Consider the following 26971-nt stretch of genomic DNA (forward strand, 5'->3'; position numbering starts at 1 on the left):
CGCCTGCCGCCTTCGTTGGGCTTTCAAGAACGGCCCTGAGTGATTACTGGTCGACCCAGGTGCTTTTCATAATGACGAAGAAAGTGTTGCCACTCCGGTTCGCTCCAATAGGAATGGCGCCTGAGTTGCAAAATGTCGTGCCGAGCTGCCCGCAATGAGCTAATTCGCCCATGGGACTTCTCGAGATCGAGCAGCGCAAGCTCGAACTCGGGATCGCTCGACGAATTGCGAACTTTGATAAAAATGTGCTTTGAGCGCATGCAGCCATGTTGCCAGCGGCCGAGATGCATTCGTGCCATCAATGACGCGAGTATTTCGAGCACATTGTCCAGTTGCTTGGGCGTGTATTGGTTTTTTGCACCTTCGTTGTACCAGGATTCCAAATCCTGGAAACCGTTCAAGTCCTTGGTGACCAAGATGCCGTGCCAGACCCCTTTGATTTTTTGCGCACCGTAGTAAACCGGTTGAGGGGCGTTGACCCCAAGGTGGAGTAACTTTGTGAGCGCGCGGCCTTCGCGCAAGGTAGTGGGGCGCCCCAGAGGATATCTCAGGCTGCGAAACAAATGACCCGTCTGACGCTTAACGTACACAGTCGCACCGTTATGCAGAACTCGCTGCACTCCGCTCGTGCCACTCCTGCGTACGTTGGGTTCTTCTACCCAAGGGCCTGATGTATTCCACCAATAGGAAAAAATTTGGTCGGTTTGGCTCATCGCGCACTCCATTCTTGTGTTGTTATCAGCTGCGCCATCGGCCTTTTTGCTGGCTGGCATCATGCCGTTATTCAAACAGACGTTTCAATATTGGGCTAGTTCCTTTGATGACGCGCTTATCCATTATTGAGCGGGAGCTACGGTCCAAAGGCAGTCGTGAGAGATGAAATGGTTTCGGCCAGGACAGTCGTCCGCAGGAGGCAGCATTCGGCTGATAGCTATCAGTGAGGTGCCATCATCACGGCCAGGGTCATCTTGATTAATTCCCGTATTACATGAAGAGTGTTTTATGTTCGGCAGAACGCTGAAGAAGGGAGTGAAAGTTGCGGTTTGTGGAAAACATCCTGATGTCATCAGAATTTCTGGAACGCCAGAAATGACAAAGCCCTGAATAATCAGGGCTTTGTCGTATCAAATATGGCGGAGGCGATGGGATTCGAACTCATGGACCTGTTACAGTCGACGGTTTTCAAGTCCGAAGATTAATCCATATATTTCAATGCCTTAACTTGTATTCGTTTCCGCTAGGCAGTATTGATTAATGCTCTGGAAGCCTCTGAAATCAAGGGGTGGATACTTATTTGCGGAAACGAAGTTGTCCGGTTATCTGGCGTTCTGGGTAGGCTCATGATCGCCCTGAATTTCATAGCTGCAATCGAGTGGTTGCGCTTGATGGAAAAGCGACTTTCATCTGAATTGGGATTTTCGCAGCCAACCTGGTCAGTCGTGACAGGCAGGACACGTCCAAAAGCAGACGATCGCTGGAACGCTACAGACTAGATGCTTTTCCAATCATGCTGAAATTATGATCATCGTCGCTGTTCAGGCGGCGTTGGAGGCTCATTGCGTCTTGGCATGTCGCTGCTTTGAGGTCTGAATCCCTCCCGACCTTTCAATAACATTCGATGCGGTTGCGCCCGGCACGCTTTGCGCAATAGAGCGCCTTGTCGCTGCGCGACAGGCTGGCCTCAGCCCTGACATCGGCTGAATGGAGGGCGGCGATACCTACGCTGACCGCCAGTGTCAGACGTTCGTCTCCGTGGTCTAGTGGCGCACTGGCCAGCTCATCCTGGACTCGTTGGGCGAAGATTTTGGCCTCGTCGACGGAAGCATCGCTCAACACCACTGCGAACTCGTCGCCGCCCATGCGACCGGCAGCATCGGTTCTGCGCAGCTGTGTGCAGAGAATGGCCGAGAAGTGCTGAAGCGCGAGATCACATACCGAATGTCCCCAGCGATCATTAATGGCTTTGAAGTGGTCAAGGTCGAACATCAGGATTACCGCGGGATAGCCGGCAGAGCGCTGCACACGCGCCAACTCGCTTTCGAGGTGCTGCATGAAGTGGCGACGATTGGACAGTTGCGTCAAGGAATCCGTGCTGGCGAGCACCTGCAGTTCTGCTTCGATTAGCTTGCGCTCGGTGACATCGGTGATGATGCCGTGCCAGAGCACACTCCCGTCCGCCAGTGCCCTGGGACGCGCAGCACCATGACGCCAAGCGGCGCCCCCACCGGGCAGCAGTACCCGGTATTCTAGGTTCCAGGGATTGAGATCCGTCGCAGACGCTTCCAGGGAGCCGAGGTAGGCAGTCAGATCGTCCGGATGGATGATCATGTGCAGCATGTCGGCATCCTGCATCAGTTGCTCCGGCGTCACTCCATAAATGTCGCGGGCCCCGATGCTGACGAAGGAAAAGCTGTACTGTCCATGCAACTGCCGCAGACTCTGGAAAACCATGCCGGGGATTTCGTTGGTCAGGTCGGTCAGCAGAGCGGCGTTCAGCTGTATCTGTTCCGACAGGGCGTACATTGCAGTGACGTCAGTGGTGGTTCCGACCATGCGCGAGGGTTTGCCGGCACCGTCAAATTCGACCACCTTGCCGCGACTGCAGACCCACTTGTAACTGCCGTCCCGGCAACGTAATCGGTGCTCGACTTCGAAAACCTCGGTGCGCCCGTCGATGGCCTCCTGGTAGACGGCCAGCACGTATGCGAAGTCGGCAGGATGGATGCGGGTGTAGGCCTCGGCAGGGTCGCTGCCGATCTCGTTGTTGGTGTAGCCCAGCAAGGCCTTCCAACTATCGGAATAGTTGACTTTGCCGGTGAGCATGTTTCGGTCCCAAACACCGGTGCCGCTAGTGGCGATGGCCAGCGCCTTACGTCGATCGTTTTCGCTTGGAAGCTCAAACTCCGCTCGATCCGAATCCTTCAGCAGCAGCGCCCCAACTGCCAATTGAGCGAACTCCTGCAACCCTTTTTGTTGCTCGGCATCGAGCTCGCGCGGTTGGTCGTGAAGCAGACAGAGAAGGCCGAGCTGCCCTCCACCTGGCGCCTGCAGTGGGCAGGCGGCGAGAAAGCGCAGCGAGGGAAACGTTTTTGTCAGTTGGTGATTGCGCAGATGCTCGTCGCGGCTGATATCGGGTACAAGCAGAAGTGTATGGGCATTGGCATCGGAGGGAAGCGGCATGCGGAGGTCTGGCAGTGTGTCGCGCACAATCGGGCCGGCGCCAGCGCAAAAGCGTTGTAGATCCTGGGCGCCGGTTGTCAGCAGGACGGCCACGACACCGAACTGCCGCCTGACCATATGGAGCAGGCCGTCGAAGCGCTCGTCTCGGGAATCTTCTGACGACTTGGATCTGCTGGACAACATTCGGATTTCTCCACTCCGGGGTACGAGTTGTGCCTCCTGGCGATTATCGGCTTGGGGTTGGAAAACTTAACAATAATAGCTTTCTGCCGTCATCATTTCGTTAAACCGTGACGAATTGGCTGGCAGTCCCTGCTGTTGTCTCAGTGGAACCGAAAAGGGACGGACTCGAGTCCCTATATTCGCTGGCGATGGCCAACCCTCATCCGGTGAATAAATAGCTCTGGTTTACCTACTCCGTCAGCCCGACTCGGGTCATGACGAGCCAGCTGCTGGTTACAGACTTATGTTTACGATTTGACTGGCTGCTGGAGGTAAGGGGCCGAGTCGTCTGCCTCTGGTCGGTTTCTGCTTGTCGTAACGGGCAGCCGTTGTCGTCCAGAAAGCAGATGTAGATTTGTCTGAAGTGGCGAAATAGCTGCCAAAATCATCGTGTTAAAGCGCCGCCTGAAATGGCAGCAAGATAAGCGCGTAAGTGTTGTTGGCACTTGAGGGTACCGAAAATTCGTTCAGCGACTACGGCAAGCGTCATCAACGACTATAGTCATTGGTGAGCCAGAGCGAATCTGACCATTCCCCTGCCAACCTGGCCTAATCCAATTCCGCGATTACACGGCGGATCTTCTTGTGTTCCTTGATGCGGAACGTGAATGTTTCGCTGCCGAAATCACTCAGGCTCAGGCTGAGATCGAGGCAGCGTTGTCTTTTTTTGAACCCCTTGATGGTGGATGGAGTTATCCCGTCGGGCACGTCGCATCCCACTGAGCACGTCCCAACCACCCATCTATCAAGGTTCAAGCAATGAATACTTTAGAGTTCGATGATGCACAAAAAACCAATGGCGACCTGGTTCAGGGTCCGCTGCCGGCCGGCACTGTCGCGCCCGACTTCACTCTTCACGCAACCCCTGATCAACAGTTGTCGCTGCGTGAGCTAAAGGGAAATCCCGTGATACTGGCGTTTTATCCCGCTGACTGGACTTCGGTGTGTGGTGACCAACTGACCTTGTACAACCAGTTGTTACCCACCTTCAGAGAATACGGTGCGGTGCTATTGGGTATCTCGGTTGACAGCGCCTGGTGTCATCAGGCCTTTGCCAAAGATCGAAATTTCCACTTCAGCCTGCTGGCCGATTTCGAGCCCAAAGGGGCGGTGGCACGACAGTATGGAGCGTACGAGTCCCAGCTCGGAGTTTGTAAGAGGGCACTGTTCGTGATTGACAAGGAGGGGGTGGTCGCCTGGAGCTACGTCTCACCAATGGCAATCAACCCTGGGGCGGACGGCATTCTGGATGCGCTGGATGCTCTGGTGAATTCGCCACAAAGCACGCCAACCAAAAATTAACAGGTGATTACATGGCCACTCTCAAAGTCCCGGTAAGTGCCAACGACCATCGCCAGGGAAGTGCGCATGCCAAGGTCACCTTGGTCGAATTTGGCGACTATGAATGTCCCTATTGCGGTGAAGCGTATTGGATGGTCAAGAATCTGCAACAGCATTTTCGCGATGACTTGCTGTTTGTGTTCCGTAACTTCCCTCTGACCACCGCTCACCCCCATGCATTGGGTGCAGCGGTCACCGCGGAGTATGCCGGGAGTCGAGGATTCTTCTGGGAGGCCCACGACGAATTGTACGAAAATCAGGATCGATTGGGCCTGCCGCTGTATCGCGCCATCGTTCTCAAACACGGCCTTCCCAAGGAGGAATTCGATCTTGCAATGCAAGAGGATACTTACATTCCCAAAATACAAGCCGATTTCAACGGCGGTGTACGCAGCGGCGTGAATGGCACCCCAGCGTTTTACATTGACGGGCTTCGCTATGACGGAGTTCCAGAGTTCATCGGGATGAGTCAGATGATTGAGCTTTTGTTAGTGCGTGGACGAAATCGCTAGAGAGCCAAATCGGCTTGGCATCACCCACATCGGAGCCGAGGAAAAACCAACGTTAGCTTCCTTTTACATTAAAGAGGTGGACACGGAGCCGGCAACTAATGAAATCTTTGAAGTATTATGAAGAAAATCGACACGCCACATGGTTGGAGTTGTTTTTTGACCTGACTTTCGTTGTTACGATAGGCCAGGTTACGCACACTCTCGGACATGTTCATGACGGCCACTTTGAACACAAGCAATTATGGACATTCTTACTGCTTTTTGTACCGTTGTGGTGGATCTGGTCCAGTCACACGATTTACTCCAACAGGTTCGATACAGACAGCAATCTTCACCGTTTGGCAACATTATTCATAATGCTCCTGCTCATTGTGCTATCGGCACGGATCGGAGAAGACCTGGAAGTGAACTACCCGCTTATTATTGCCTGCTATTTTGGAATACGAGCGATCATCAGTGTTATGTATATTTCATCCATTAGTAAACTCGATTCTCGCGGCGAACTTTCCTCAAGGCTTGGTTTTGCCCTATTAGTTAGCGCAGTTATTAGCCTTTCATCCGTTATTTTTGACCCGCCCTTGCGTTACCTTGTTGCTTATATTGGGATTATTCTTGATATTCTGTTTCCTGTATTTTTCTGGACTAAACTAAAACCGTTGCCAGCACACACGGAACACTTGGTTGAGCGCATAGGTCTACTCACCCTAATCTTATTGGGGGAGTCAATTATTAGCCTTTCCGGAGGCCTGTCTAACATTCAATGGGGTTATTATAATGTGATGGCGGCCATCACCGGATTTATCATGATTTGCAGTATCTGGTGGATCTATTTTGATAGTTTTTACTTATTGAACAAACATCAAAGCAGTATGAGTGGGCACGCCTTGATCTACTCGCACCTTTTTCTTTTTATGGGGCTGGCACTTCTGGCAAATTTGATCAGGCATGCGATCCTGAACGACATTGCGATGCGCGATTTCCAGATTATGTCGATCACCGGCATGGTCTTGTTTTTCCTGGGGAAGCAATATGGCTATTTCATAGCTGTGAGTCGAATAAGGAAATACATACTGCAAAACACCTTGATCGTGTTTTCTTTAGGTGGGTTAGTTATATTTCTACCGCGTGTCGAGTACATATTGGTCGGCTTGACAGTCACCATGATCTGTTATGTTCTCCTGAATTTCAGATATCGTTGAGTCTTGATTATCAGGCCACAGCTCGGGAAAAGTGATCAAGCGGCTGGTCTGCGGTTTGCGCGCTGCCTACTACGTCATTCTCAGTGTCCAAGCGACATGCGACGCTACCCTTGGTCTCTTTGGGTTTGTAATCCTGGTGTCGTCGACCATAGTTAATTGCCGGATGCCCCTTTTAGCTATTGCGACCAGATAGCACCAGCCGCATCGTAACAACAGGAGCCACGTCATGGTCAAAGTAGCGTTGTTCGTTCGTCTGGAAGCAAAACCTGGGAAAGAGAAAGAGGTGGAGCGCTTTCTCTTGAGCGGCCTTCCTTTAGTGGAGGAGGAGCCAGCCACTACAGCCTGGTTTGGAATCCGCTTGGGGCCGTCTACCTTTGGCATCTTTGACGCATTTCCGGATGAAGCGGGCCGGCAGGCTCATCTTTCGGGCAAGGTCGCGGCGGCGCTTATGACAAACGCTGCCGAGCTGTTTGCCGAACCGCCATCAATCGAGAAGGTTGACGTCCTTGCGGCCAAGCTACCCTGAAAGGATACGCGCGCAAATCGTGTCCATGGACGGCGTGGAAGCCGCACAGAATCTGCAAGGCAATGTGCTCATCACGGGTTTAGGCTGGGTAGGGTAGATTGCTTGCCGGGCACCGGTCGCTCATGGCGCGAAGATCTCCATCATTGATGTAGATCCGGAGGTCATCCGCGCCGTGACACCTTATGGTTTCGTCAAGTGAGCATTCGTCGGCGTAGCAGTGACCGATGTTCAATGCGCTGCCGGACGCGGCTGCACTCCGAACTGCGCAACGATGTGCGTACCCAATTCCTCGATAACCTCCGCCGCAGGGCGCTTGCCATATTTGAGATTGAGAATGACGTGGTCCACGCCGATTTCCTCAAGCGACTCCAGCAAAAACCGTAGATGGTAACGTCCCAGTCTGAAACCCAAATGGATACGTGTGGGGGGCGTGGACGGATTTTCATCGAGATCGATGTACAGCGACTGAGTAAAGGGCTTGTACACAGAGCCACATTGTTTCGTGACCTCCAGTCGCCAATCTTCCACGACCAGCCGCTGCATGTTCGGAATGCGTGGATAGTTGATCCATCCGTTGCTCTCACGCGCGATCCAATCCAGTGACTGGCGACTGTTGCCGGTCACGAGCATTGGAATGAATTGGGTGGTAGGTTTCGGAATCAGGTCTGCGCCTTGCATTTCACCAGTGCTCCAGTGGATGGGCTCAAAACTGGTGCTGTGGGCGCGGCGAATCACTTCGTAGTGTTCTCGAAAGATCTCTCCACGCCTTTCGGGATCGACGCCAAACGCCGAAAACTCCACTGGCCGATCTCCCGAAGCAACCCCCAGAATCAAGCGACCAGTGCTCAACTGATCGACGCTGGCTGACGCCTTGGCCGTGTGCAGGGGATGGTGCAGCGGGATGGCGATGGAGGCGGTGCCAAGTGCAATCTCCGAGGTATGGGCGGCCATATAACCCAGGTAAACCCAGGGGTCGAAGACTTGGCCGACATCGCCGAAGCCAGGGTCGCGAAGCGGCACGTCGCGAAACCAGAGCGCGCAGAAGCCCAGCGCCTCGGCTTTTTTAGCCAGTGTGACCTGGTTGAGCATGCTCGGAGTGTCCCCGTCGAACGCCTCCATGGGAAAGAATAATCCAAGGCTCAAATGCCCCTGAGTGAAGGTTCGGCTGAACCCTCGATGCTGCTGGTAAGGAATCGTGCTCGGCCGATACATACGGATTGACCTCATGGCAGAACGTTAACAGCGCCCCCGTTTCCAGAGGTGCTGCGGCATCGGTCGCTTTTGAACGGCAGGTGAAGGGACTGGGTCTGGCTTTTACCCGTTGCGCCGTACTGCTGGTCGTGTGGACCGGACTCAGGGGGCAGTTGCTGGCGATAGGCGCGGGTTGGTCCGGGTGGGTGTTAACCGGACGGTCAAAGGAAGTCAGATCTCTCGGCTCTATACCACCAGATGGGCAAGGCGTTCGAGGAATCATTCTATAAGCGTAGGCGGTTTTGCAGCTCTCCGCCATATTCTTACAATCGAGCCGCTGGCGGGCGAAAGTCGCGTATCGAAGGCAGTTATCGGTCGTTTCCTGCCATTCCAGAACGGCCGCTATTGGCCGTTTTCTGCCCGTCGCGAGAGGCAGAAAACGACCCAATGCAGCCCTTCTTTTTCGTTGTGTCTGTAACTGTCGGCAGCCGACTGTCGGCTCTCGACAGGCCCGGCGCATCGGGCTTGCATTGAACTACTTGCGCTTCAATTGCTGCTGGGACTGTTTCACTCGAAAGGTCAGGTCAGGACTTAGGATGCGGCTGAGCGATTCTTTCCCTGCGTACACGGATTAAAAATCTGGCGAATACTCTCGCTGGTTCCTACATAGGTTTTGGTACCTGGTACCGCCACAGCCGAGTAATTCTTGCGATCGGTGACCTGAATAAAATTTCCTTGCGCAGCCGTGAAGCTCTCAGTGTTTGGCGGCACTAGCACGCTCAGGAACTGGGCTTTCTTGTCGAGGGCCAAAGCACCTCCCACGGTAATTGGCGCCAGCATGGCGGCCCAACGTTCACTGAATAGGTAGAAGGTATCGGCTGCGGCTCTGCCACTTTGCAGGTGGGCACACTGCACATCGCTGGCGTTGATGACTTCAGCTTGCTGGTAGATGCCGCCCTTATAGAAGGCCAGCACTAGCTTGCTCTTGGTCAGCACACCCAGGCCTTGCTTGGGTCTGCACACTTGCAAATCACCATAGGGAGATAAGCACCAGTTGGTTTCGGTGATAGTGACGATTTCGTCTGCGCTGAGCTTCAGATCGCGTTCAATATTGGCGCGGGCTTCCGGGGTTTCGTAAGGGATTGCGCATGCGCTCAATAGAGCTGCGAGGGTAAGGGCGAGTAGCGGGGTTCTCATCAAGCGTCCTTTGCTGCTGGAAGGTACATGTAAATGACGAATATTTTTTTGCAAATCTCTTCCTTCAACACTCTACGAGTCAAGCAATCGCGAGAGCAGGAGAAAATAGCCGTCGTTGAGATTGGGTTCTGAGATAAGAACATCAAAGCGGACGATGTGATCGACAAACTCTGGCCGCTGATGACGGCTGAGCAGATCCTCCACCGGTCTACGCACCGGGAAAATTATACAGATCGCGCTGAGTTTAAAGAGCTGTTGGAAAATCTGCTAAAACTCGTCGTTTGAATTTCTCGACAGCTAGCGCGCGACTGAGATCCATTTTGGGTCAGACGCCGCGTCGTGCGCTGGCGTCCAAAAAGCAGCTATCGTGAGAGTCCGCTTTTGGCCGAAAGCGGTCCTTTCTGATGGGTGTTTTTTTGGCCGAAGGGGGGACGATAAAAAGGCGGCGGAATATTATCAAACCACCGTGGGCCGCAACTCTTGCGCCAGTTCAATCAGTGCGCGCAATCGCGCCGGCACGAAGCGATGGCCCGAGTAGTAGAGCCTCAACCCGCCAAACGACGGGCACCATGGCATCAACACCGGCACCAGGACGCCGCTCGCCAGTTCTTCTTGGATGAACCACTCGGAAATGAAACCAATGCCAAGGCCCAACACCACGGCCTGTTTGATGGCCAGCAACTCGTTGGAGGCGAAGCGCACCGGCAGATCCATCTGCAGCTTTTGGCCATCGCGCTCCAATTCCCACTGGTAGAGGCCACCGTGGGCCATGCGCATGCAGATGCTCTGGTGGGTAAGCAGATCTCGCGGATGCTCGGGCACGCCGTGGCGTTCGAGGTACTCGGGCGTTGCTACCACGAGCATCCGGATGTCACCTGACAGTGGCACGGCAATCATGTCTTGCGGCACAGACTCCGCCAGGCGGATCCCGGCGTCGAAGCCACCGGCGATGATGTCGACCATGCTTGATTCGCTGACGATGTCGATGCGCACTTCGGGATAGCGCTGAGCGTACTGCTTCAATAGCGGATCCAACAGCAGGTAGGCCGCGCCATGCGGTGCATTGATGCGCAATGTGCCGCTGGGTTCATCAGGGCCGAGGCTGGCTTCTTCGCCGGCACTTTTGATCTGCGCCAACGCAGGGGCGATACGTGCCACATAGCGTTGCCCAATGTCGGTGAGGGCCACGCTGCGCGTGGAGCGATTGAACAGGCGCACTTTCAGGCGTGCTTCCAGGCCGGCCACCGCGCTGCTCACGGCGGTGGTGGACATGCCCAATTCCTGTGCCGCGCCGCGAAAACTGCTGCGGCGCGCCACGGCCAGAACCACTTCCAGCTCGGTCATTCCTGTTCTGTGCATGGATTGTCCTGAATATGCGGATGCTTCATAAGCCAAAAGGTGGCTTATCGGAATAATGAACCCTTCTTAGACTTCATCACAGAGGCTCGATTCAGGCGAGTCGTTTTTGAGCGAGGAGTCGCCATGCAACTCATTGAACATATCTACATCGACGGCGAGTTCGTCATTCCGCACGGTCAGGAATGGTTCGACCTTCATAACCCGAGCACCGAGGAAGTCATCGGTCAGGTTCGGCTGGGCGATGCATTGGACGCACAGCGTGCGATCGCAGCCGCCAAGGTTGCGTTCCCGGCGTGGGCTCGTACTAGCCGGGGGGAGCGCATTGCGGTACTGCAACGCATGCACCGGGCCATGGCGGCAAGGGAGGAGGAACTGTTGGAAGCCATCCTCGTGGAATACGGCGCGCCTGCGGTTCGCGGGCGCTGGATGGCGACTTATCCGGCCGATGTGATTGCGCAAGCAATCGATGCACTGGAGGCGTTCGATTTCGAGGAACAGGTCGGCGTGGCCAGGGTCATTCTGACGCCTGTGGGCGTGACCGGTCTGATCACGCCCTGGAACAGCAATGCGGGCTTCATCTGCAACAAGCTGGCCACTGCGCTGGCGACAGGTTGCACCGCTGTCATCAAGCCCAGCGAGATGAGCGCGTTGCAGACGCAGGTCGTGGTCAGAGCGTTGCACGAAGCGGGGCTGCCACCGGGTGTATTCAATGTCGTCAACGGACGGGGCGATGTGGTTGGCGAGGAGATCGCCCGTCATCCCGACGTTGCCAAGATCTCGTTCACGGGTTCGTCCGCTGTCGGTCAGCATCTGGTAAGAACCGGTGCCGACACCATGAAGCGCGTGACGCTGGAATTGGGCGGCAAGTCCCCCACCGTGGTGCTTGACGATGCTGATTTCCAAGCGGTCATGCCGTTGGTGCTGCAAGCCGGATTTCTCAACAGCGGCCAGGCTTGCATCGCGGGCACTCGCATCCTCGTGCCGCGCAGCCGGCTGGCAGAGTTCGAGCGGATTGCGAAGGAGGGTGTCTCACAGATTCAATCGGGCGATCCACGCAACGCCGACACCGACATCGGTCCGATGGTGAGCCAGAAACAATGGGAGCGGGTGCAGCGCTACATCCGTACCGGCCACGAAGAAGGCGCGAGGTTGCTGGCGGGTGGCGAAGGTCGCCCGGAAGGTTTGCATGCCGGATGGTTCGTGAAGCCCACGATCTTCACTGATGCCACCAACCGGATGCGCATCGCGCGTGAGGAAATTTTCGGCCCCGTGCTGACGATCATCCCCTACGAGGATGATGCCGATGCGATCAGCATTGCCAACGATACGGACTATGGGCTGAGCGCCCTGGTGCTGGGAAAAAGCTCCGAACGTTGTATGAACGTCGCCCGTCAGATCGATTCGGGACGCGTGCTCATCAACACCCTGGCCCACGAACCGCGTGCCCCCTTCGGTGGATTCAAGCATTCAGGCCTTGGGCGCGAAATGGGCAGGTGGGGGATGAGCGCGTATTTGGAGCCAAAGACGTTGATCAGCTATGACCCATTGAAATGACTGGTTCAGGTTCCTGTCTGGGAGCACTGGATGAGGAATGGCAGTTAGCGTCCGCTTTTGGCCGAAAGCAGCCTACTGCTCCACTCAAAATTCGTCTGTCGCATTAAATTTGGCAATTGAAATTGACGGGAGGAGGGCGGTCTGAAAAGTAGGGTTGCGGAAATGGCCGAAAAGATGCGGAAACGATCTATAAAGAGAAGAGCAAAACTCCTGAAAGCCAGAAACGACAAAGCCCTGAATAATCAGGGCTTTGTCGTATCAAATATGGCGGAGGCGATGGGATTCGAACTCATGGACCTGTTACAGTCGACGGTTTTCAAGACCGTTGCCTTAAACCACTCGGCCACACCTCCGTTGCGTTGCGGGCGCCATAATACCTGAATGAAACACACTGTCAAACTCTGTGCATGGCTTGTTACAGAGCGTCTGTTATGATCTTTGCGACTGAACGTTTCAAACCAACAGGAGTGTCGCCATGCGCGAACAGGATTACGCAGTTCACAACAGCGTGCAGGCTGAGCAGCTAGAGGTTAGCCGCGTCCTGCGCAACACTTACGGTCTACTGGCGCTCACCCTCGCATTCAGCGGTGTGATGGCGTTCGTGGCCCAGCAGATGCGGGTCGGCTACCCGAATATTTTCGTGGTGCTGATCGGTTTCTACGGGCTGTTCTTCCTCACCAACAAGCTTCGTGATTCCGCCTGGGGCCTGGTGTCGGCGTTTGCCCTGACCGGTTTCATGGGTTTCCTGCTCGGCCCGATCCTCAACCGTTACCTGGGCATGCAGGGCGGCGCTGAAGTGGTCAGCTCCGCGTTCGCGATGACCGCACTGGTGTTCGGTGGTCTGTCGGCTTACGTGCTGATCACCCGCAAGGACATGAGCTTCCTCGGTGGCTTCATCACCGCCGGTTTCTTCGTCCTGCTGGGCGCGACGCTGGCGAGCATGTTCTTCCAGATCAGCGGCCTGCAACTGGCTATCAGCGCAGGTTTCGTGCTGTTCTCCTCGGTTTGCATCCTGTTCCAGACCAGCGCCATCATCCACGGCGGCGAGCGCAACTACATCATGGCGACCATCAGCCTGTATGTATCGATCTACAACCTGTTCGTCAGCCTGTTGCAGATCTTCGGCATCATGAGCCGCGACGACTGATCGCTGCACTGCAATAAACAGAAAACCCGCGAAAGCGGGTTTTTTGTTGCCTGCGAAAAAGAGAGCAGCGATCAATTGATCACGATGCTGCCATCGGCCTGTTGCTTGTAGATCGTGTAGGGCAGCAGCAACGTATCGAGCACTCCCGACACGGCCGCGTCCACCAGCAGACCCGGCGTCGCGTTCTTGTAGTTGAACGCATCGACGTCATCCGGCTTTTCGGCGTGCAGCATGCAGAAGTCGTACGTCACGCCACTGTAGATGCGCGGTACAGCGCCGCAGTAGGATTTGTTCGCTTTCAACTGCTCCGTGGAATGCTTGTCACTGAACGCTACGGTCTGCACCGTCCCGCACCCAGCCAGCATCAACGCTGCCAGCATCGTTGCCTGAATTTTCATGCCGCCAATCCTTCGCCGGAAAAAACTCAATCTACGCCGCTCACGCCATCGGCGGCAATCGACGTTTTACCGGGGTCTTCTTGACGATCGCTGTATTGGTTTCTGCCAACGTATTCAACCGGTCGAGCAAGGTGTCCAGCTGCTCCATCGAGCGCACATGCAGGCGGGCGATAAAGCAGTCTTCGCCGGTGACCTTGTCGCACTCGGTGAACTCGGGAATCGACATGATCTGCCGCTCCACTTCCTGCAATTGCCCCGGCAATGGCCGCACCCGGACAATCGCCTGCAACTGATAACCGAAGCACTTCGGGTCAATCTCCACGGTGTAGCCCTTGAGCACGCCGCGTTCTTCCAGGCGGCGCAAACGCTCGGCCACGCTCGGCGAAGACAAACCGCTGATCTGCGCCAGCGCCTTGAGCGAGCGCCGTGAATCCTCCATCAAGGCCCCGATCAGGATCTGGTCGATATCGTCGGTCATACAAAAACTCCCGCATTAGGCGAATGATGCAAACCACCCTCGATAAAAAAGGTAGAAATCGAGTTTAGCCTGCTTTTTGCGCTGGAGAAGCCCCGGTCACGCTTGGCATACTTTTGCCACACATTAAGGAGATTGATGATGGACAAAACAATCCGTCGCGGCTCATTTGAAATGACCGCCGCCATGCTGATATCCGGGACGATTGGCTGGTTCGTGCTGGTGTCCGGGCAACCGGTGCTGGACGTGGTGTTCTGGCGCTGCGTGTTCGGCGCCGGGACTTTGCTGCTGATCTGCGCCGCCTTCGGCTTTCTGCGCCCCGGCATTCTGACCCGCACCACCTTCCTGCTGGCGGTGATCAGCGGGGTGGCAATCGTCGGCAACTGGGTGCTGCTGTTCGCCTCCTATTCACGGGCGTCGATTGCAATCGGCACGGCGGTGTACAACGTGCAGCCGTTCATGTTGGTGGGGCTGGCAGCGCTATTTCTAGGCGAGAAGATCACCTTGCAGAAGCTGTTCTGGCTGGCGATTTCTTTCATGGGGATGCTGGCCATCGTCAGTGCCCATGGCGGGCAGGGCGAGGGCGGAAGTGATTACCTGATGGGGATCGCGCTGGCGCTGGGGGCGGCGTTTCTGTACGCCATAGCTGCGTTGATCATCAAGCGCCTGACCGGCACGCCGCCGCATCTGATTGCGCTGATCCAGGTCTGCACCGGCGTGCTGTTGCTCGCGCCATTCGCGCATTTTTCAGCAATGCCCGAGGCGCCAAGTGCCTGGGCCAGTCTGGTGACGCTGGGCATCGTCCACACCGGTCTGATGTACGTGCTGCTTTACGGCGCGATCCAGAAACTGCCGACTGCATTGACCGGCGCTCTGTCGTTTATCTACCCGATTGCGGCGATTTTCGTCGACTGGTTTGCCTTCGGTCATCAACTGCAAACCCTGCAATGGATCGGCGTGGCAGCGATCCTGTTGGCCGCTGCCGGCATGCAACAGGGTTGGGGATTGAAGGCGCGGCGCCTGGCCGCGCAGTAAATCTCAGATGTTCCAGCGCGGCGCAGTCTTCGCCAGGCGCTGGCGCATTTCGCCGATGTTGGCCGCCAGTTGCCGGGTCAGCAAACGGTAGCCGTCCAGCGGGCTGTAGACCGGCGTGTCGAGGCTGGCGTCCGGCAATTCCACCGGGCGTCCCAATCGACCGGACGCACCGGTTTTCAACGCTCGGGCCATGCCGATCAATTGCACGCGAATGTGCCGGTGTTCGGCCTTGAGCGCCGCTTGCAGGTGCGTCATGGCGTCGGGGTCGTTGGCGTCCGGGCGGATGTTGCCGAGGATTTCCAGGGTGCTGATGCACATGCGCAGGTTGCGCTGGATGGCGTCCAGTTCGGTCATCGAGACTTTGACTTCCTTGGACACCGACGGCATCAGCGAGCGCAGTTGCACCATCACCGCGTTCAGCCGGTTCATCAACTTCAAGTGTTCGTCGGCGGTCACCGGTTGGCCGCCGATAATCCGTCCGTACACCGTCGCGCAATCGCGCAGCGCATCGGCCAGGTTGTAGCGCCACGAGTACACCGCGTACAGCGGCAGGGCGAACGAGAAGGCCAGGGCCAGGGCGATACCGATCAGGATATCGACCCCGCGCCACAGCCCGTCGGTGATCGGGTTGTCGCCATGCCCGGCGACGATGAACACGGTGATGGCCGAGAGCAGGGCGGTGTAGCCGCCCTTGCCGATGGCATGATACGAGAAGAATCCGCACACCACCGCCATCGCAAAATAGGTCAGCCACGGCATGCCCAGCCACGCCTGTTGCGCCACGATCAACAAACCGACGCCGGCGCCGATCAAGGTGCCGGTGGCGCGTTCGGCGGCTTTCTTGCCGATGTTGCCGTGATGCTGCAAACCGCCGATCACCACCAGCATGGTCACCGACGCCCATTCGCCGTGGGGCAGATTGATGCCGGTGGTCAGCAGGATTGTCGCCAGCAACCCCAACGCGACCCGCACCGCGTGAATCGTTCGAGCATGGCGATAACGTCGATACGGGTCTAGCAACGGCCGCAGGATCCGCCGTAACAGCGGCGGCCAGCGGTGGGGGCTGAAAGTGCTCAGCGCTGATTCCTCCTCAGAAGATGTAGTCGGTTGCGATGAAGTTCGAATCGCGCCCGCGAATGATTTCGCTGATCAGATCCTTGTTGGGTTCCTGGAACTTGGTCGCCACCAGGGTGCGGATCGAAAACACCCGCAGTGCATCGTGTACCGACAGCGTGCCTTCGGCGGAGTTCTTGCGCCCGTTGAACGGGTAAGTGTCCGGGCCGCGCTGGCACTGGGCGTTGAGGTTGATCCGCCCGACCTGGTTGGCGAAGGTATCGACCAGTCGGCCGACCGCCACCGGGTTGGTGCCGAAGATGCTCAGTTGCTGGCCGAAGTCCGATTCCAGCACGTAATCGATCACGGTATCGAGGTGACGATACGGCACGATCGGCACCACAGGCCCGAACTGCTCTTCCTGATACACGCGCATCTGCGGCGTCACCGGGTACAGCACCGCCGGATAGAAGAACGATTCCCGCGACTCGCCACCATTCGGGTTGACCACCTGGGCGCCTTTGCTCTGCGCGTCAGCCACCAGCCCATGCAGATAATCGACCTTGCCCGACTCCGGCAGCGGCGTCAGCGAAACCCCGCTGTCCCACGGCATGCCTGGTTTGAGGCTGGCCAGTTTGGCGTTGAATTTCTCGATGAAGCTGTCCACCACATCTTCATGCACGAACAGAATCTTCAACGCGGTGCAGCGCTGGCCGTTGAACGACAGGGACCCGGTGACCGCTTCGCTGACCGCGTTATCCAGATCGACTTCCGGCAGGACGATGCCGGGGTTCTTCGCATCCAGCCCCAGCGCGGCGCGCAAGCGGTGTGGTTTCGGGTGCAGCTTCTTCAGGTCGCTGGCGGCCTTGTTGGTGCCGATGAAGGCGAAAATGTCGATCTTGCCGCTGGCCATCAGCGCGCTGACGGTCTCGCGGCCGCTGCCGTAGATCACGTTGATCACGCCGGTGGGGAAGCTGTCGCGGAAGGCTTCAAGCAAAGGACGGATCAGCAGCACGCCGAGCTTGGCTGGCTTGAACACCACGGTGTTGCCCATGATCAGTGCCGGAATCAGCGTGGTGAAGGTTTCGTTCAGCGGATAGTTGTAAGGGCCCATGCACAGCGCTACGCCGAGCGGTACGCGGCGGATCTGGCCGAGGGTGTCCTGTTCCAGCTCGAAACGGCTGGAGCGGCGGTCGAGTTCTTTCAGCGCATTGATGGTGTCGACGATGTAGTCGCAGGTGCGGTCGAACTCTTTTTCCGAGTCCTTGAGGTTCTTGCCGATTTCCCACATCAGTAGCTTCACCACGGCGTCGCGCTGCTGGCGCATGCGCCCGAGGAAGGCCTCGACGTGCTGGATGCGTTCGGCTACGCGCATGGTCGGCCACAGGCCCTGGCCCCGGTCGTAGGCGCGGACGGCGGCGTCGAGGGCGGTGAGGGCGGTGTCGGCGTCCAGCAGCGGCGTGCTGCCGAGGATCACTTGTTCATCGCCGTTGTCGCCATGCAGATAGACCGGGCTGCGCACGGTGGCGAGCGGGCCGTCCCAGCGGCGCAACTCGCCATCGACCAGGTATTCGCGTTGCTCGACCTGACCGTCGAGGCGGTATTTTTCCGGGATGTCGCTGACAGAAGGGAACAGGTTGCCAAGGATGTTTGCTGTGGTCATGTCGCTACCCCGTGTTGATGTCCGCATGCAGATCAAAAAGTCTCAACAGGTTATACGCCTGAATGCGCGGAAATTTAAACCCGCAAATGTCACGCGAATGTCACGCGAAACCGCACAGCAGAGCGGGCATCCACACATGATCGTTCCCACGCTCTGCGTGGAAATGCCTCAAGGGACGCTCCGCGTTCCAAGCGGACGCAGAGCGTCCAGGGCTGCATTCCCACGCGGAGCGTGGGAACGATCGTCTTCAGGTAATGGGCTGGCCCCGTTTGCCCCCCTCAATGTCCCGCAATGCCCTCAACCCGCCGACCCGCCTGCCTTAAGGTGTGACCACAACAATAAGCGAGGCCGTTATGCGGGCAATCCGACTCACATTATTACTGGCGTTGGCCATGACGCTGCCTGGCTGCGGCGAAGACCCCAAACCCCCGGCCAGCACCAACAACACCATTCCCAAAGACCCGGCGCTGGCGCAGATCTACGCCAACAGCTGCCAGCTCTGCCACGCCAACCCCGCCGCGAATGCGCCGCTGACCGGTGACCGCAAGGCCTGGGAACCGCGCATCCAGCAGGGCGCCGACACGCTGCTCGACCACGCCATCAATGGCTACAACGGCATGCCGCCGATGGGCCAGTGCGTCGAGTGCTCGGAAGAACAATTCCTTCAGTTGATCGGCTTCATGGCCGATCAGCCGCTCCCTCAATAAGGATCCTGGCATGCCGATAGATCTGACACGCCGGCAGTTGTTGCAACGGGCAAGCATCGTCGGCGCGTTCAGCGCGCTGGCCTCCAATCCGGCGCTGGGCCAACTGATGCGCGCGCCGCGACTGATTCCCTGGCGCAACTGGTCGGGCGGGCAGAGTTGCCTTCCGGCGGCGCGGGTGGCGCCGAAGAATCTGGACGAATTGACGGCGGTGATTCAGCAGGCACCGGGCAAGATTCGCCCGGTCGGTTCGGCGCATTCCTTCAGCGCGCTGGTGCCCACTGACGGCACGTTACTGTCGCTGAGCTACTTCAACGGCCTGCTCGACCACGACCCGAAAACCCTGCAAGCCGAATTCGCCGCCGGCACGCCGATGTCGCGCATGGGCGTGCCGCTCAAGGATGTCGGCCAAGCCCTGCAAAACATGGCCGACATCGATTACCAGACCCTCGCCGGGGCCATTTCCACCTCGACCCACGGCACCGGCAAAACCTTCCAGTCCTATTCCGCACACGTCTGCGGGATGCAACTGGTGACTGCCAGTGGCGAGGTGCTGGACTGCGACAGCCAGCGTCATCCCGAAGTGTTCAACGCCGCCCGGGTGTCCCTCGGCGCGCTGGGTGTGGCCACCAAAATCCGCCTGCAAAACCGCCCCGCCTATCGCCTGCGGGAAACCCAGTGGATCGCCAAAACCGAAGAACTGCTCGAAGACCTGGACAAGAACACGAGCGAAAACCAGCACTGGGAAATGCTCGTCGTCACCCATTCCGACTACGCCTTGTCGATTGCCCTTAACGAAACCACCGACCCGCCCACGCCACCGATTCCGCCTGAAGAGGAGGGTGGCAACGAGTTCGTGACCCTGATCGAGAAGATCGACAAGTACGGCAGCGATTTCCCGAACTTGCGCAGTTCGCTGCTCAACAGCCTGCGGCATCTGGCGAGTTTCGATGATCGGGTCGGCGACTCGTTCGACATCTACGCCAACGTGCGCACCGTGCGTTTCAACGAGATGGAATATTCGGTGCCCGCCGAACACGGCCCGGCCTGCCTGCGGGAGATTCTCAAACTGATCCGCGACAAGGACCTGCGCACCTGGTTTCCCATCGAATACCGCTACGTCAAGGCCGACGACATTCCGCTGAGCATGTTCGAAGGCCGCGACAGCTGCTCGATATCGGTCCACCAGCATTACCAGATGGACCATCACAACTTCTTCGCCGCCGTCGAGCCGATCTTCTGGAAGTACAACGGCCGCCCGCACTGGGGCAAGTTGCACACGCTCAATGCCCGCACGTTGCAAATGCTCTATCCGCGCTGGCAGGAATTCATTCAGGTACGCGAAGCGCTAGACCCGAGCGGCAAGTTTCTCAACGGGCATCTGTCGTCGATTCTGGGGGTGAGCTGATGGCGGTCAATCGACGTAATTTCGTGCTCGGGAGTTTGGGTGTCGGCGCTTTGCTGCTGGGGGTTGGCGCATGGTTGCGACCGGGCGATCGCGGCGGGCCTTACAGTGACTATTTCCGGGCGCTGAACAATGAGCTCAAGACCAAAGGCCCGATGCGCCCGGTGTTGCTGATCGATCTGGATCGACTCGACCACAACATCGACGTGGTAATGCGCTCGGTGAAACGCGCAGGCAAGCAGTTGCGGCTGGTGGAGAAATCCCTGCCGTCACCGGGACTGCTCAGTTACATCGGCCAAAGGGCAGGGACGCAGCGGCTGATGTCGTTTCATCAGCCGTTTCTCAATCACGATGCGGTGACGTTCCCGCAGTCCGACATTCTGCTCGGCAAGCCCTTACCGGTACGCTCGGCAGAGCTGTTCTATCAAACCCACAAAGGCTCGTTCGACCCAGCGAAACAACTGCAATGGCTGATCGACAACCCCGAACGCTTGCAGCAATACCTCGCACTGACCCAGGGCTTGGGCACGCGGATGCGGATCAACATCGAGCTGGACGTCGGCCTGCACCGCGGCGGCGTCAGTGACGTGAACGTGCTCGGGCAGATGCTCGCGCTGATCGCCGCCAACCCGCAGCACCTGGAGTTCGCCGGCTTCATGGGTTACGACCCGTTCGTGGGCATGGGCGTGCCGGGGATTCTCGGTTCGCCCGAGGAACTGTTCGCCAAGGTGATGGTGATTTATCAGCGCTGCGTCGATTTCACCCGACAGCAATACCCGGCGCTGTGGCATGACGGCTTGTGCCTGAATACGGCCGGCAGCCCGAGTTATCGCATGCATGAAAACGAAAGCCTGAGCAGTGAAGTGTCGGTGGGGACGGCGATGCTCAAGCCGACTCATTACGACTTGCCGTCGCTGGTCGAGCACGAGCCGGCTGCATACATTGCAACGCCGGTATTGAAAAGCACCGGGGCGGTGAACATTCCGGCGCTAGATGACAAGTCGAGGCTGTTTTCGTGGTGGGACACCAACCAGCGGCAGACCTTTTTCATCTACGGCGGTAACTGGATGGCCGAATTCGAATCACCGCCCGGATTGCAGAGCAATGGCGTTTACGGGCGCAGTTCGAATCAGGAAATGGTCAATGGCTCGAATGCCGTTGGGCTGACGGTGGAGGATCAGGTGTTCTTGCGCCCGACCCAGACCGAAGCCGTCCTCCTGCAATTCGGCGACTTGCTGGCGGTGCGTGGCGGCAAGATCGTCGACATTTGGCCCGTCTACACCTGACGGAATGTTTTTCTGAAAACACCCCATAACCCTGTGGGAGCGGGCTTGCCAGCGATGACGGTGTGTCAGCCAAGTAAATGTTGCTGACCTGACCCCATCGCTGGCAAGCCAGCTCCCACAGTATTTGTGCTGTCTGCAATTCCCCGATCAATTTCTGTAATGAAGCTTTTATGACAAAAGTTCGGTAGCACATCGCCAGTCCGGTCATGCCTATGTAACGCGCTTGAGGGGCCCTGAGGGGCGCTTTTCACAAGCCGAGGCGGGACGCCGGGAGTGAGGCAATGGGGACTATGGAACGCTACTCGAAAGTGGGCATGCAGGAACTCGATCAACGCCTGTCGAAGATCGTCGAAGCCGCGCGCAAGAAGCCGGTTTCGGTGTATCGCTACGGCGCGCCGTGGGTCTGGATCGTGTCGCAGGATGACTGGCAGGGCGCCTTGAAAGAGGTCTCCAGCTACATTCCGCCGGGTCATTCGCTGGTGCTGCTGCGCCCGCAGATCGACGATTTGCTCGACGCCCACCGCGACCTCCTGCACGACCTCAATGCCCAGCCCGGCATGCTGATCGCCCCGCAGACGGTCATGCACATCCTGCTGCTGCAACTGCTGTATTCGGTGCCCAGCGAGCAGCAGCTCTACGAACAGCTCAATTACAACCTGCTGTTCCGCTGGTTCGTCGGCCTTGGCCTGAACCAGAAAGTCTGGAGCTTCAACGTCCTCAGTCGCGACATCGCCACGCTGCTCAACGAGCCGCGTGCGGTGCAGCTCATCCAGAAAATCATCGGTGAAGTGTTCTGCGGCGCGCTGCTGCAAATGCCCGAGTTCTCCTTGAACTTCGCGCTGCTGCACACCTGGCTGGGCAAGCACACCGGGGCCAGCACTTCAGCAATCAAGAACGCCAGTAACTGACGCACACGCAAGGCGCATGAGCGCCAACAGGTCATCGCGAATTTCAGGGGGTAGTGTGGAGCAGATTTTCACGTCACGGCTGGCGCTGTGGGGCTGGCTGCTGGTGACGGCCGGCGCGCAGCCGGCGTTCGCCGATGAGGCCGAAAACGCAGCAGCGCAGCGTCTGGTGGACGTCAACGAATACTTCGTGCGCGGCAACACCGTGCTCGATGCGCGGGCGATCGAAGAAGCGGTGTATCCGTTCCTCGGCCCGCAAAAAGCCTTGAGCGATATCGAAGGCGCGCGGGATGCCCTGCAGAAGGCCTATCAGGAACGCGGCTATCAATCGGTGTTCGTCGAGTTGCCGGAGCAGGCCGTGGCCGACGGCATCGTCTACTTGCAAGTCAGCGAAACCAAGGTCGGCCGGGTCCGTGTGGTCGGCGCCAAACACTATTCGCCGCTGGACATTCGCGACAACGTCCCGGCGCTAAAGGAAGGCGAGGTGCCGGACTTCGCCAAGGTCCAGGGCGAACTGGCGCAACTCAACAAGACCCCGGGCCGGCAGGTGATGCCGCTGGTGCGCGAAGGCCAGCGCCCCGGCACCATGGACGTGGACCTGCAGGTCGAAGACCAGAACCCGTGGACCGCCAGCGTTGGGCTGAACAACGACTACAGCGCCGACACCGAAAAGCTGCGAACCGTCACCAGCCTCGGCTACAACAACCTCTGGCAGTTGGGGCACAGCGTCAACCTGACGTTCTTCACCGCACCCCAGGAAACCGACAACGCCAAGGTCTGGTCGGGCTCCTACACCGCGCCGCTGACCGAGCGCTGGAGTGTGCAGTTCTCCGGTTACCAGTCCGACAGTAACGTCGCCACCATCGGCGGCAGCAACGTGCTCGGCAAGGGCCATTCCTACGGCGTAGCGGCGATCTACACGATCCCGTCCAGCGGCAACTGGTCGAACTCGCTGTCGGCGGGGATCGACTTCAAGGACTTCGACGAACGCCTGACCCTGTCCGGCGAGAGCGACAAGGTGCCGCTCAAATACGCGCCGTTCACCTTTGCCTACAACGGCTACCGCTACAGCGAAAAGAGCCAGCTCGGCCTCGGCCTGAGCCTGGTCGCGGCCACTCGCAGCATCTTCGGCTACGGCAGTTCCGACGAAGACTTCGACTACAAACGCTACCGCGCCAACCCGAGTTTCGCCGTGCTCAAGGGCGATACCAACTTTACCTGGACCTTCGACAGCGACTGGCAGAGCGCGAGTAAAGCCGCGTTCCAGCTGGCGTCGGGGCCGCTGGTTTCCAACGAACAATTCTCCGCCGGTGGCGCCACTTCGGTACGCGGTTATCTGGCTGCCGAACGCACCGCCGATGACGGCTTCCTGTTGAGCGAAGAGCTGCGCACACCGTCGCTGGCCAAATACGTCGGCGGCTGGATGCAGGACTGGCGCTTCTATGCCTTCGCCGAAGGCGCGCAACTCTACCTGCGCGACGAACTGCCGGACCAGGACGCCAATTACGCCCTGGCCAGCGTCGGCCTCGGCACCCGCGCCAGCCTGAGCAAATGGCTGTCCGGCAGCCTCGACTGGGGCTATCCGCTACTCGAAGGGCCGAACACCTCGAAACAGGAATCGCGCCTGCACTTCAACCTTCAGGCCACTTTCTAACAAGGAGCACTTCCATGCAGCGCCTTTTCCTTTCGTTGTTGATCTGCCTGGGCTTCGTGCTCCCGGCCACGGCTCAGGCCTGGTGGCAGGACGACTGGCATTACCGCAAACAGATCGCCGTCGACACCACGCCACAAGGCGCCGCGATCAATCAGGCCCTCGGTCGTACCGCGCTGCTGGTGCGCCTGCACACCGGCAACTTCACGTTTGATGGCGTAAAAGAGGACGGCTCGGACCTGCGCTTCGTCGCCGCCGACGACAAGACCGTGCTCAATCACCAGATCGAAAGCTTCGATGCGCTGATGGGCATGGCGCTGATCTGGGTTGATGTGCCGAATGTCGAGGGCGGTCAGCGTCAGGACATCTGGATGTACTACGGCAACCAGAAGGCGCCGGCGACCGGCAACGGCCAACTGACGTTCGATCCGAATTACACCGCGCTCTATCACTTCGACGGCGCTACTGGCACCCCGGCGAAAGACACCACCGCTTACGGCAACACCGCGCAGAGCGCGACCGGCGCCGCCATCGACGGCGTAGTAGGGCGTGCCTTGCAGTTCAGCGGCCAGCCGCTGCTGTTTCCGGCCAGCCCGTCGCTGCAGCACAACGCTGGCAGCGCTTTCACCTTCAGTGCCTGGCTGCGTCTGGATCAGGCCAATGGCGAGCAACTGATCCTGGCCCGCCGCGAAGGCGCCAACAGCCTGCTGGTTGGTGTGAACCAAGGCGTGCCATTTGTGGAAATCGACGGCCAGCGCGCCATCGCCACGCAACCGCTGAATCCGGGCCAATGGCAGCACGTCGCACTGACCGCTGAAGGCGCCAAAGTGACGCTGTACATCAACGGTCGCGAAGGCGCGGCACTGGCTCAGGCGATGCCGGCCTTCAATTCGGTCATGGCCATCGGCGCCGATCTTCATGAAGGTCCTTTCCAGCCGTTCGTAGGCGCCATTGACGAGTTGCGGCTGTCGAAAGTCGCCCGCCCGGCGCCGCTGCTTTTGGCCGACGCCACTTCCCAGGGTGCCGAGTCGAAACTGGTCGCCTATGGCGTCGATGAAGAACAGTCCGGCTTCGGTTTCGGCAGCCTCGGCTTCCTGCTCAACGCGGTGCCGGTGGATGCCTGGGTGATCATCGCGGTGCTGGTGCTGATGATGTTCCAGTCGTGGATCATCATGCTGCGCAAGAATCGCACCCTCAGCCGTGTCACCGCCGCCAACGAAGACTTCCGCGTGCAATTCGCCAAGGTCGGCACCCGCCTGGAAATGTTCGCCGACGACACACAACTCGCCCAGCGTTTGCAGCACTCGCCGCTGTGGCGCCTGTATCAAGTGGCGGTGAAAGAAATCCGCACCCGCCGCGAGCAGGGCGCCGATACCTCGTCCGTTTCCGCCGCAACCATCGAAGCCATCCGCTGCTCGATGGACGGCGTGCGCACCCGTGAAAACCAGCAGCTCAGCTCGAAACTTTCGACCCTGTCCAACGCCATCGCCGGCGGCCCGTACATCGGCCTGCTCGGCACGGTGCTGGGGATCATGGTGGTGTTCCTCGGTACGGCCATGGCCGGCGACGTCAACATCAACGCCATCGCGCCGGGTATGGCGGCCGCGTTGCTGGCCACCGCCATGGGCCTGTTCGTCGCGATCCCCGCGCTGTTTGGCTACAACCGCCTGATCACCCGCAACAGGGAAGTCAGCGCCGACATGCGCGTGTTCGTCGACGAGTTCATCACCCGTCTGGCGGAGATGCACGGCGAAGGCCAGTCCAGTGAAGCGGCGCATCAGCGCGGTCATCACGCCAACCACTCCGTACCGGCCTGAGGAGCACTGACATGGCGTCCGTAAATGCTTCCCACGACGATGACGAAGATGCCGCAGTGGACAGCATCAACATCACGCCACTGGTGGACGTGCTGATGGTGGTGCTGGTGATGTTCATCCTCACCGCTACTGCGCAGGTCTCCGGGATCCAGATCAACCTGCCCAAGGCCAGCGCCGCCGTGTCGCTGTCGGAGGCCAAGACCAAGGCGATTTCGGTCAACGACGGCGGCCAGGTGTTCCTTGACGCCTACCCGGTGACCTTGCCGGAGCTGGAAGAACGCCTGCGCATCGAGAAAGCGCAGAACCCGGACTTCCCGGTGATCGTGCGCGGCGACGCCACGGTGCAGTACCAGAAGGTCATCGAAGTGCTGGATCTGCTGCGCCGGCTCGAACTGTCCCAGGTCGGTCTCGTTACCGGCAAACCGACGCAGGGCTGAGTGATGACTGCACAACTGCCAATCGAGCCTTTGCCAGTGAAGAAGTCGCCACTGCGTTACGTGAAGTGGGGCGCCGGGCTGCTGTTGGGCGCCGTCGCGGCATTCCTGTTGTGGCAGTGGGCCAACGACATGAGCGGCATCCGCCGGGAAGCGCCGAAGGTGCCGACGATCATCCCGTTGCCGCCACCGCCACCTCCGCCGCCGGAAAAACCGCCGGAGCCGGAAACCCCGGTCGAGGAAAAAATCGTCGAGCCCGAGCCGACGCCCGAGCCGCAAGAGGTCAAGCCCGAGGAAGAAGCACCGCCATCGCCGGCGGACGACCTGGCCAACCCGATGCAGATTGACGGCGACGCCCAGAGCGGCAGCGACGCGTTCAACATCGGCGCGGGCAAGGGCGGCGGCATGGCCGGTTCCGGCGGTGGGCGCCTGGGCAACGGCACCTACAGCCAGTTCCTCGCGTTCACTTTCCAGAAGCTGCTGCGCGAGAACCCCGACCTGCGCAACCTGGCGTTTTCGCTGCAGGCCGATGTGTGGCTGAGCAGCGTCGGCGAGATCACCCGGGTCGAGCTGATCAAGTCCAGCGGCAACCCCGAGATCGACAGTCAGGTGCTGGCCGCATTGCGTAACGCGCCGCATCTGAGCGAGCGGCCACCGGCCTCCATCACCTTGCCTGTGCGCATGTCCCTGCAAGGGCGGCGTCCGGGTTAACCGCAT

The 26971-nt window shown here is 58.5% G+C and carries 24 protein-coding genes, 1 tRNA gene and 2 pseudogenes; 17 read left to right on the forward strand and 10 right to left on the reverse strand.

Features of this window, described 5'->3' with window-relative positions; all coding sequences use genetic code 11:
• Positions 1-23: 23 nt before the first annotated feature.
• Together ABFB52_RS13835 and ABFB52_RS13840 are read right to left on the reverse strand one after the other, a co-directional pair.
• Positions 24-713: a lipopolysaccharide kinase InaA family protein gene (locus tag ABFB52_RS13835; protein WP_085747360.1), complete on the reverse strand. Its 690-nt coding sequence runs from the start codon at positions 711-713 to the stop codon at positions 24-26.
• Between the two features lie 892 nt (positions 714-1605).
• Positions 1606-3363, reverse strand: coding sequence for a sensor domain-containing diguanylate cyclase (locus ABFB52_RS13840; protein ID WP_178082630.1), 1758 nt, complete (start codon positions 3361-3363; stop codon positions 1606-1608).
• Positions 3364-3835: 472 nt separating this feature from the next.
• Between ABFB52_RS13840 and ABFB52_RS13845 the strand changes: the two are divergent.
• The 6 genes and pseudogenes from ABFB52_RS13845 to ABFB52_RS13870 form a co-directional block, all read left to right on the forward strand.
• Positions 3836-4125 (forward strand): annotated as a pseudogene (locus ABFB52_RS13845) (TolC family protein); the annotation flags it as partial.
• A 36-nt stretch (positions 4126-4161) separates the two neighbouring features.
• Positions 4162-4704 (forward strand): redoxin domain-containing protein, encoded by a 543-nt coding sequence (locus ABFB52_RS13850; protein ID WP_102687725.1) that lies wholly within the window; start codon positions 4162-4164, stop codon positions 4702-4704.
• Between the two features lie 11 nt (positions 4705-4715).
• The gene (locus tag ABFB52_RS13855) at positions 4716-5255 is read left to right on the forward strand and encodes a DsbA family protein (protein WP_078047886.1); all 540 of its coding nucleotides are present in this window, start codon (positions 4716-4718) and stop codon (positions 5253-5255) included.
• A 98-nt stretch (positions 5256-5353) separates the two neighbouring features.
• Positions 5354-6454: a low temperature requirement protein A gene (locus ABFB52_RS13860; protein WP_102718341.1), complete on the forward strand. Its 1101-nt coding sequence runs from the start codon at positions 5354-5356 to the stop codon at positions 6452-6454.
• Positions 6455-6680: 226 nt separating this feature from the next.
• Positions 6681-6980, forward strand: a complete 300-nt coding sequence (locus ABFB52_RS13865) for an antibiotic biosynthesis monooxygenase (protein WP_085747357.1) — start codon at positions 6681-6683, stop codon at positions 6978-6980.
• Between the two features lie 7 nt (positions 6981-6987).
• A pseudogene (locus ABFB52_RS13870) lies at positions 6988-7170 on the forward strand (potassium transporter); the annotation flags it as partial.
• 38 nt (positions 7171-7208) lie between these two features.
• Here ABFB52_RS13870 and ABFB52_RS13875 read toward each other — a convergent pair.
• The 3 genes from ABFB52_RS13875 to ABFB52_RS13885 form a co-directional block, all read right to left on the reverse strand.
• Positions 7209-8192 carry an LLM class oxidoreductase gene (locus ABFB52_RS13875; protein WP_102687722.1) on the reverse strand — a complete coding sequence of 328 codons (984 nt, stop codon included), beginning with the start codon at positions 8190-8192 and terminating at the stop codon, positions 7209-7211.
• A 570-nt stretch (positions 8193-8762) separates the two neighbouring features.
• The gene (locus ABFB52_RS13880) at positions 8763-9422 is read right to left on the reverse strand and encodes a hypothetical protein (RefSeq protein ID WP_240865325.1); all 660 of its coding nucleotides are present in this window, start codon (positions 9420-9422) and stop codon (positions 8763-8765) included.
• Between the two features lie 402 nt (positions 9423-9824).
• Positions 9825-10727 (reverse strand): LysR family transcriptional regulator, encoded by a 903-nt coding sequence (locus ABFB52_RS13885; protein ID WP_165369558.1) that lies wholly within the window; start codon positions 10725-10727, stop codon positions 9825-9827.
• Between the two features lie 123 nt (positions 10728-10850).
• Here ABFB52_RS13885 and ABFB52_RS13890 point away from each other — a divergent pair, with 123 nt between their 5' ends.
• The gene (locus ABFB52_RS13890; RefSeq protein WP_129973653.1) at positions 10851-12281 is read left to right on the forward strand and encodes an aldehyde dehydrogenase family protein; all 1431 of its coding nucleotides are present in this window, start codon (positions 10851-10853) and stop codon (positions 12279-12281) included.
• Between the two features lie 265 nt (positions 12282-12546).
• Here ABFB52_RS13890 and ABFB52_RS13895 read toward each other — a convergent pair.
• Positions 12547-12634 (reverse strand) — tRNA-Ser (locus tag ABFB52_RS13895).
• Positions 12635-12756: 122 nt separating this feature from the next.
• Between ABFB52_RS13895 and ABFB52_RS13900 the strand changes: the two genes are divergently transcribed.
• Positions 12757-13428 carry a Bax inhibitor-1/YccA family protein gene (locus tag ABFB52_RS13900; protein WP_007955123.1) on the forward strand — a complete coding sequence of 224 codons (672 nt, stop codon included), beginning with the start codon at positions 12757-12759 and terminating at the stop codon, positions 13426-13428.
• 71 nt (positions 13429-13499) lie between these two features.
• Here ABFB52_RS13900 and ABFB52_RS13905 read toward each other — a convergent pair whose 3' ends face one another.
• Positions 13500-13826, reverse strand: coding sequence for a YceK/YidQ family lipoprotein (locus ABFB52_RS13905; RefSeq protein WP_102687648.1), 327 nt, complete (start codon positions 13824-13826; stop codon positions 13500-13502).
• Between the two features lie 40 nt (positions 13827-13866).
• Positions 13867-14304 (reverse strand): Lrp/AsnC family transcriptional regulator, encoded by a 438-nt coding sequence (locus ABFB52_RS13910; RefSeq protein WP_007955121.1) that lies wholly within the window; start codon positions 14302-14304, stop codon positions 13867-13869.
• Positions 14305-14442: 138 nt separating this feature from the next.
• On the opposite strand from ABFB52_RS13910, the gene ABFB52_RS13915 reads away from it, so the two are divergent.
• Complete coding sequence (locus tag ABFB52_RS13915) at positions 14443-15336, forward strand: DMT family transporter (protein WP_129973654.1); 894 nt, start codon at positions 14443-14445, stop codon at positions 15334-15336.
• Between the two features lie 3 nt (positions 15337-15339).
• On the opposite strand, the gene ABFB52_RS13920 is transcribed toward ABFB52_RS13915, so the two are convergent.
• Entirely contained in the window at positions 15340-16380 is a 1041-nt protein-coding gene (locus ABFB52_RS13920) for an FUSC family protein (protein ID WP_173892785.1), read from the reverse strand.
• A gap of 46 nt (positions 16381-16426) precedes the next feature.
• The gene (locus tag ABFB52_RS13925; RefSeq protein ID WP_074690886.1) at positions 16427-18052 is read right to left on the reverse strand and encodes an NADP-dependent glyceraldehyde-3-phosphate dehydrogenase; all 1626 of its coding nucleotides are present in this window, start codon (positions 18050-18052) and stop codon (positions 16427-16429) included.
• A 353-nt stretch (positions 18053-18405) separates the two neighbouring features.
• Between ABFB52_RS13925 and ABFB52_RS13930 the strand changes: the two genes are divergently transcribed.
• The 8 genes from ABFB52_RS13930 to ABFB52_RS13965 all read left to right on the forward strand — a co-directional run bounded on the left by ABFB52_RS13930 (position 18406) and on the right by ABFB52_RS13965 (position 26965).
• Complete coding sequence (locus tag ABFB52_RS13930; protein WP_102687644.1) at positions 18406-18759, forward strand: c-type cytochrome; 354 nt, start codon at positions 18406-18408, stop codon at positions 18757-18759.
• Between the two features lie 76 nt (positions 18760-18835).
• Positions 18836-20164, forward strand: a complete 1329-nt coding sequence (locus tag ABFB52_RS13935; RefSeq protein ID WP_165369559.1) for a D-arabinono-1,4-lactone oxidase — start codon at positions 18836-18838, stop codon at positions 20162-20164.
• Positions 20165-20238: 74 nt separating this feature from the next.
• A complete protein-coding gene (locus ABFB52_RS13940; RefSeq protein WP_165369560.1) occupies positions 20239-21447 on the forward strand; it encodes a DSD1 family PLP-dependent enzyme in 1209 nt (402 codons plus the stop codon).
• Between the two features lie 281 nt (positions 21448-21728).
• Positions 21729-22355 carry a transposase gene (locus ABFB52_RS13945; RefSeq protein WP_129973657.1) on the forward strand — a complete coding sequence of 209 codons (627 nt, stop codon included), beginning with the start codon at positions 21729-21731 and terminating at the stop codon, positions 22353-22355.
• Between the two features lie 55 nt (positions 22356-22410).
• A complete protein-coding gene (locus ABFB52_RS13950) occupies positions 22411-24006 on the forward strand; it encodes a ShlB/FhaC/HecB family hemolysin secretion/activation protein (protein WP_129973658.1) in 1596 nt (531 codons plus the stop codon).
• A 14-nt stretch (positions 24007-24020) separates the two neighbouring features.
• Entirely contained in the window at positions 24021-25820 is a 1800-nt protein-coding gene (locus ABFB52_RS13955) for a DUF2341 domain-containing protein (protein WP_346836135.1), read from the forward strand.
• 11 nt (positions 25821-25831) lie between these two features.
• Positions 25832-26257, forward strand: coding sequence for a biopolymer transporter ExbD (locus ABFB52_RS13960; RefSeq protein ID WP_007955109.1), 426 nt, complete (start codon positions 25832-25834; stop codon positions 26255-26257).
• 3 nt (positions 26258-26260) lie between these two features.
• Entirely contained in the window at positions 26261-26965 is a 705-nt protein-coding gene (locus tag ABFB52_RS13965) for an energy transducer TonB (protein ID WP_064381837.1), read from the forward strand.
• The last annotated feature ends 6 nt before the right edge of the window (positions 26966-26971 follow it).

The organism is Pseudomonas sp. 9.2(2024) (assembly GCF_039695385.1).
GTDB classification, from domain to species: Bacteria; Pseudomonadota; Gammaproteobacteria; order Pseudomonadales; family Pseudomonadaceae; genus Aquipseudomonas; species Aquipseudomonas paraglycinae.